Source organism: Methanobacterium sp. (assembly GCA_012838205.1).
Classification (GTDB): domain Archaea; phylum Methanobacteriota; class Methanobacteria; order Methanobacteriales; family Methanobacteriaceae; genus Methanobacterium.
This window is the reverse complement of the sequence record DUPR01000031.1, coordinates 45,746-51,926: the sequence shown is the minus strand read 5'-3', so window position 1 is coordinate 51,926 and position 6,181 is coordinate 45,746. Positions and strand designations below refer to the sequence as shown.

General features: G+C 36.5%; 4 protein-coding genes. All 4 read left to right on the top strand.

All coding sequences use genetic code 11. From position 1 onward, the window contains the following. Window positions 1-560: 560 nt before the first annotated feature. The 4 genes from GXZ72_04865 (at window position 561) to GXZ72_04850 (ending at window position 6,155) form a co-directional block, all read left to right on the top strand. Window positions 561-2,981: a hypothetical protein gene (locus GXZ72_04865; protein HHT18871.1), complete on the top strand. Its 2,421-nt coding sequence runs from the start codon at window positions 561-563 to the stop codon at window positions 2,979-2,981. Between the two features lie 58 nt (window positions 2,982-3,039). After that, a complete protein-coding gene (locus GXZ72_04860) occupies window positions 3,040-4,173 on the top strand; it encodes a methyltransferase type 12 (protein HHT18870.1) in 1,134 nt (377 codons plus the stop codon). Continuing rightward, entirely contained in the window at window positions 4,164-5,030 is an 867-nt protein-coding gene (locus tag GXZ72_04855) for a DUF364 domain-containing protein (protein ID HHT18869.1), read from the top strand. Before GXZ72_04860 ends, GXZ72_04855 begins: the two co-directional genes overlap by 10 nt. A 363-nt stretch (window positions 5,031-5,393) precedes the next feature. After that, window positions 5,394-6,155 carry a methyltransferase domain-containing protein gene (locus tag GXZ72_04850; protein ID HHT18868.1) on the top strand — a complete coding sequence of 254 codons (762 nt, stop codon included), beginning with the start codon at window positions 5,394-5,396 and terminating at the stop codon, window positions 6,153-6,155. Window positions 6,156-6,181: the final 26 nt, after the last annotated feature.

Below are 6,181 nucleotides of genomic sequence, written 5' to 3'. Positions count from 1 at the left end.
GAACTCAAAGCATTTGACCAAATCCCTCTCAAAAACAGAGCAAAAAGAGGACAATACAGACTAAAAAGCCCAGCAATATTCCGACAGAAAATATACATAAACAGAAACAATATAGAAAGCATATTTTCAGCAATAAAGAGAAAATTTAACGGTACAAACTATAGTAGAAGCACACAACTATCAAACAAAGAAACCAAACTCAAAAACACGATATACAACATCTACAGATCAACACAAATCAACTAAAAAAAGGGTTTCTACAAAGCCAAAAATTTTAAAAAATTCTTGAATATTTTTTTAATTAAAATTAAGTCTTAAATTATGACAAATTCTCTTTATTAATCACATTCGAAGTTGAGTATTAATCGTAGATTGAATTCCTGATTTTTTATTGAAATGTATAAAATTTCTTAACGATAAATAAATATTTGTAAAAAAGATCATATTGATCATAAAATTACATTATAATCATTATAATTCGGATATTTTCGATACGTTTATATTATCCTATCGATATAGAGTTATGAACATAATAAAAAAAATAAAAAAGAGGTGAAAATATGAAAAAACAAATTATGATGATTTTGGTGATGTTAACTTGTACCATAACTATATCTGGAGTCGTTTCAGCAGCAGATCCCTATGATATTGGTGTTAACGTCACACAACAAGCAATGGCAAACACGAACCTAGGATTAAACACATCAGAAAGCAACTTACTAATCACCACAGCCAGCACCGCCCACCTAAACGGACAAACAACCGAAGACAGTGTACAAGGAATAGTAGACACCGCCAACACCCTGCCAAAAAATAGCCAAAAAATCACCTACGGCCAAGGAAACTTACTCGTCCTTAACGACCCTAACGGACCATTAGAATTCACTTTCGTCTCAAAATCTACCAACCAAGCCCTCAGAGCACAAAAATACACTGTAGACTCAACAGGAACAATAAACTTTGGAGACGTAGTTTACATCCTTACAGACCCTAACATGAGCCAAGAAGCATGGAATTACGCCATCCAACAACTCGGAAACAATGCATACGACATAATGGCAATAGCCAACCTATGGTCACAAGGAGCACCTGCAGACCTACTAGCAACTACCTACAGCACCAAAACCATTGGCCAGGGAAATATGATCAACTACGCAATTGTCAAACAATTCCAACAAAATTATCCAGTCAGCACGGGAAAATGTAACTACATTTTCAGCAGTGCCGGCGGTTATAATGACGAAGCAGCGCTTCAAGGAGAGTTTGATTTCAGTTATGAATTATATCTCCTTAATGGCGGTGATCCTAATAAAGTTGGTATAATGCAGTACGACAGCGACACTAAAACTGGTCTTTTTGCCTTGCTGAAAATGAATGATCTAAGAAGCACTTATGGTACCGTAGTTAGTGGAACTTTAAGCGAACTTTTATTCAACAACTGGCTCTATAACAACTATCTGAAGGCCAACCGCTTAGATCAGTTATACAATGTTTTGATGTTGAAACAGATTGGGGAATCTGACTACAAATATCTCTGGTACGATCCAATAACAGGATCTGGTCATGGACTCGATGAAGCCTACATTTCCAAGCTTGGTAACTTTGCAGGTACCTTTGATCAAAGCAAAACTGTAATACCAATAACTGACATCAACACAATGAATCAGATTGGAAAGAATTCATTCACACTAGCATCAACTGACCCGGCCTACCTTGCAAACCTTGGATACACTGGTACACTTGTAGAAATGCAAACAACGTTTATGAAAGACCTTGTAAATGGCAAAATTGGCGTTATTGCAACTCCTTACTACCAAAATTTCAACGGAGTGTCCTTAGTGGGATTATTGGATGGAATAAATCAGGACAATGTATTCAACATACACACCCTAATGACCGATACCCACCCCTGGAACCATGCTCAGGGATATTTAGGTATACTGTTCTTCAGACTCGTCAATGTTGATCCTATCAACTCTGCTAACACTGTGATTAATAAATTGATGATCAAAGTCGAACCAGATGGTTTTGGAGGATTCACATACACCAATGGTACAAGCGGACCCGGATATATTAACATGATGCCCCTTATGTTTGCTCAGAAAGCACCATGGAACTTTTTAAGAGTGTTCATGAAAGTCGGTTGTCCAAGATGTTTGCAGGAGGATTTAGACGCAGCAAAGTTTGGTCTTGGAAAATATCCCCTACAACAGTTCGAACAGTACATTCTAATGAGTATACCTGTAACTGCTGCCAGTTCTTCAGAGGGAAATTGGGGTAAAAACGCTGCAGTTAGAATGGGATTATTTGGTGTTTCACCATCATTAGGCACCTACCTATCATCAGGAGGCCCAATGACTACTACAAACCAACCAACTCAATATCCAGAGTACATACTCATTAAATGGAATTACAGGACCAGTACCGGAATCGCAGCACTAATACAATACGATTTGTCAGCGATGAATGTGTTAATGGCTGCAGATGGTTACAGCAACAGTGGAAATTGGCATTTAGATAAGGTTTACCATGACACGGGTAACAATTACTTGAATGCCATGTTCTGTGTGGTCCGTGAAATACCATTGACCCAGGATTCCTACGAAGCTTTGACTGCAGTTGGTGGTGACCCAGTTGATTTCCTGTTGAACTACGTAGTACCTGTAACCCCAACCCCAATTACACCAACACCATCTACTCCAGGAACTTCTGGAAATGGATTCAACACAATCAACGGGGCATTAGCAAATGTGTGGAACAGTTTAGAAAGTTCCAGTACATCAACCAATGAAATCACACCAAGATTACCATTAGAACAGAACATTCCCGCAACAACTACAACAACTAATTCATCAACTGCAAGTTTACCTATTGCTACAATATTAGGAATTATATTCCTCATTATCGCAGCGATACTCGTTTACTTGGGAAAAGACATCATTGTTGCAACCTTTAAAGGACACAAAAGACCTGGAAAATAAAACTTTCCCCCCTTTTTTTTCAAAATCGTTCTTTAAACATTATAGAGGTGAGAATAATATGAATAAAAACGCAAATATCGATTTAAAAAATGATATATCTCAAATTGATTTTCCTGAAGAAATTTCTATGATAGATTCTATAATGGATGGATATAAATACTACCAGATGATATATTCAGCATTAAAACTTGGTTTTTTTGATAAAATGATTGAAATGGGGCCTGCATCCCCACGTGAGATTGCAGAAACTGCTTCTGTAAATGGAATGTTTGTTAGAAGCATTCTCAGTGCATTGGAAGATATTAGTTTTGTTAAATCCGATGAAGACGGTTATATGCTAACTGAACAGGCAGAGACATTTCTTTCCAAGAAAAGCCTCTTTTATCAGGGAGATTTAATCATGGATCTTGGGAGAGATGAATCACCATGGAATGATTTAGAAACCGTGCTAGAGAGGAAAGGATCTCCAAAATTAATCCAAAAAGAAGTTGATGAACTACAAATCCGATCCCTAGCCCAACAATGTATTAGAGGAGAAGTTCAGAATGTATTACGTGGCATAGTTTCACGTCCAGAATTTTCAGAACATGAAAAACTTTTGGATATAGGTGGAAGCCATGGTCTTTACTCCATAGGCCTTTGTCAGGAAAATAATGCCCTTTCAGCCACAATCATAGAACATCAAGAAGTTGTGCCTTTAACTTCGTCTTCTATATCTGAATACTGGATGGATGATAGGATTACAGTACAGGAAGGAGATATTGAAAACTTGAAGGCTGTACCTGAAGATGGATATGATATTATTCTCCTTTCCCACCAACTGTACCAGTATCGTAGAAAAATGGATGAAACACTGGAGAAAATTGTGGAAATGTTGAATCCTGGAGGTACCCTAGTGCTTAACCATCGTTTTTGCAGCCCTCAATGTGAAATTAAACCCGGTGATGGTATTCGTGAAATTGATCGGGCTTTAACCAGTTTTGGCCATCCATTATGCCATCCCGAAGGCCTTAAGGATGTTTTAGAAAAAATAGGATTCGTTAATGTATCATTAATCCCACACGAAACAGCTTTGGGATATGCAGTTCTCTGTATTGGAACTAAAGAAGGTAAACCCTTGGAAAAAACATTAGATGCAGAAAAAAAACTTGTTTCTAATTATTCATCAAATGGGGAGGATAGATGTTGTTAAATAAAACAATTAAACCTTCAAAAATTCTTGAAGAAACAATAAATTATGTTAAAAATGGTTTAAACGATATTATCTATGATATAACTATTGAAAGAGCAGTTATTGGCATATTTTTTTCTGGAGTAATTCTTAACACCGGTCACGCAGGTATCAGCGCCACACCCATAAAGGAAATTCCTGAAGCAGTTTGCTGCCCCAGTTCAGCCCGATCAATGCCCAATGCTGGACACTTAACAGAAAGATCTGTAGATAGATACCTCAAAGATGCCACTTCCAATATACCCATGAAAAAAGCCATGGGAATAGCTGTCCTATCCGCACTCTCAAGTTACTGCCGAGAAATAGGGTTAACTGAGGATTATGATATGAAAGTGGGTGTTGACGCATTAGACTGTGTTGATTTAAAAGATGATACTTACCCCGTGCTTATCGGTGCAATAGGACCCTTTTTAAAGGTTTTAAAAAGTAGAAAAAAACCTTTTTCAGTTGTGGAACTTGACACTAAGACTCTCAAACCTGATGAATTACCTTTTTATGTCCCACCAGATAAAACAGGAGAAATAGTACCCAAAGCAGATGTGCTAGTGATAACTGGAACCACACTGATTAATGGAACATTAGAGGGAATATTAGAAATTGCCCGTCCTGATACCAAAGTAGTGGTGGTTGGGCCCACTGCAAGTATTCTCCCGCATGCTTTCTTTAAAAGAGGTGTTGATATTCTGGGTGGTGATATCATCACCCACCCCCAAAAAATGCTTGACACACTAGCAGAGGGAGGTTCAGGATACCATCTTTATGGACACTCCGCAGAACGTGTGCTGGTAACACCAAAATCCCCTGGTTTTAATCCATAAAATCTGCCAACAATTCAAAAATGGGAAAAAGTAAGGACAAATACGGATTTAAATATTGCATAATTTCTACCTCAAAAGTCAAAATTAATTATTGGACAGCCCCTAACAAAATAAATTGAGTACTATTTTTTAATAACTCGGAATATTACTTATTGCTTTTTTTGTATATTTATCGAATTTTACGCGATTCTAATCAGTATAAACATATAAATAATTAGATTACCAATACCAAAACGAGATGTTTATATAGTCATTTCGAATAATGTGAATAGTGTTATTTAAGGAGGTGAAAAAATAAAAAAAATAGGAAAAAACGTTAATAATCCTTTAAAAATAAATTGGAATTATTTATGGGATGAATCATTGAAAAAATTGCCTGAAAAAAAAAATTCAGCTACTTGGGATGATATAGCCCCTAAATTCAACCAATGGATGGAAAAAGATGATTATCCTAAGAAGGTTCTTCAAAGAATAAAATGTGACGCGAATGATAGTGTTTTAGATATCGGATGTGGTAATGGAGTTATCACTATTCCTCTTGCTAAAAAAGCAAACAATGTCACTGCAATGGATATTTCTGGCAAAATGCTAGAAATACTGACTCAAAAGGCTGAAAAATCAGGTATTAAAAATATAAACACCATAAAAAAGCGTTTAGAAGACACAACCGTAGATGAAATTGGTAATCATGATGTAGTAGTTGCTTCACGCTCTCTAAACGGTGTTTCAAACATCCAGAAAGAACTTGAAAAAATAAATGAAATAGCCGAAAAATATGTTTATATCACTATTTGGGGCGTTGATAACCGGAAATTTGAAAGAAAAATATCTGAACTTTTAGGAAAAGAGTCACACAGCCATCCAGATTATATTTATGTCTATAATATGCTCCATCAAATGGGAATTTATGCTAATGTTGAGATGCTAAAATGTAACACTCGCAACCATTATTCAAATATCGAAGAAGCCGTGGACAGGCTCAGGTGGAGAATTGGAGACTTAAATAAGGATGATGAATCCATTTTGAGAGAATATCTAGAAAAAACTATGATCAAAACGTCTGACGGGACCATGAGTTATGTTAAAGGGAAAGCAGACTGGGTTTTGATCTGGTGGGAAAAATAATTGAAAAAATTTTCATTAAATCGAGG

Excerpts from the sequence above, each read along its gene's own strand:
- GXZ72_04865 (HHT18871.1), top strand. The coding sequence starts at position 561 with ATGAAAAAACAAATTATGATGATTTTGGTGATGTTAACTTGTACCATA.
- GXZ72_04860 (HHT18870.1), top strand. The coding sequence starts at position 3,040 with ATGAATAAAAACGCAAATATCGATTTAAAAAATGATATATCTCAAATT.
- GXZ72_04855 (HHT18869.1), top strand. The coding sequence starts at position 4,164 with ATGTTGTTAAATAAAACAATTAAACCTTCAAAAATTCTTGAAGAAACA.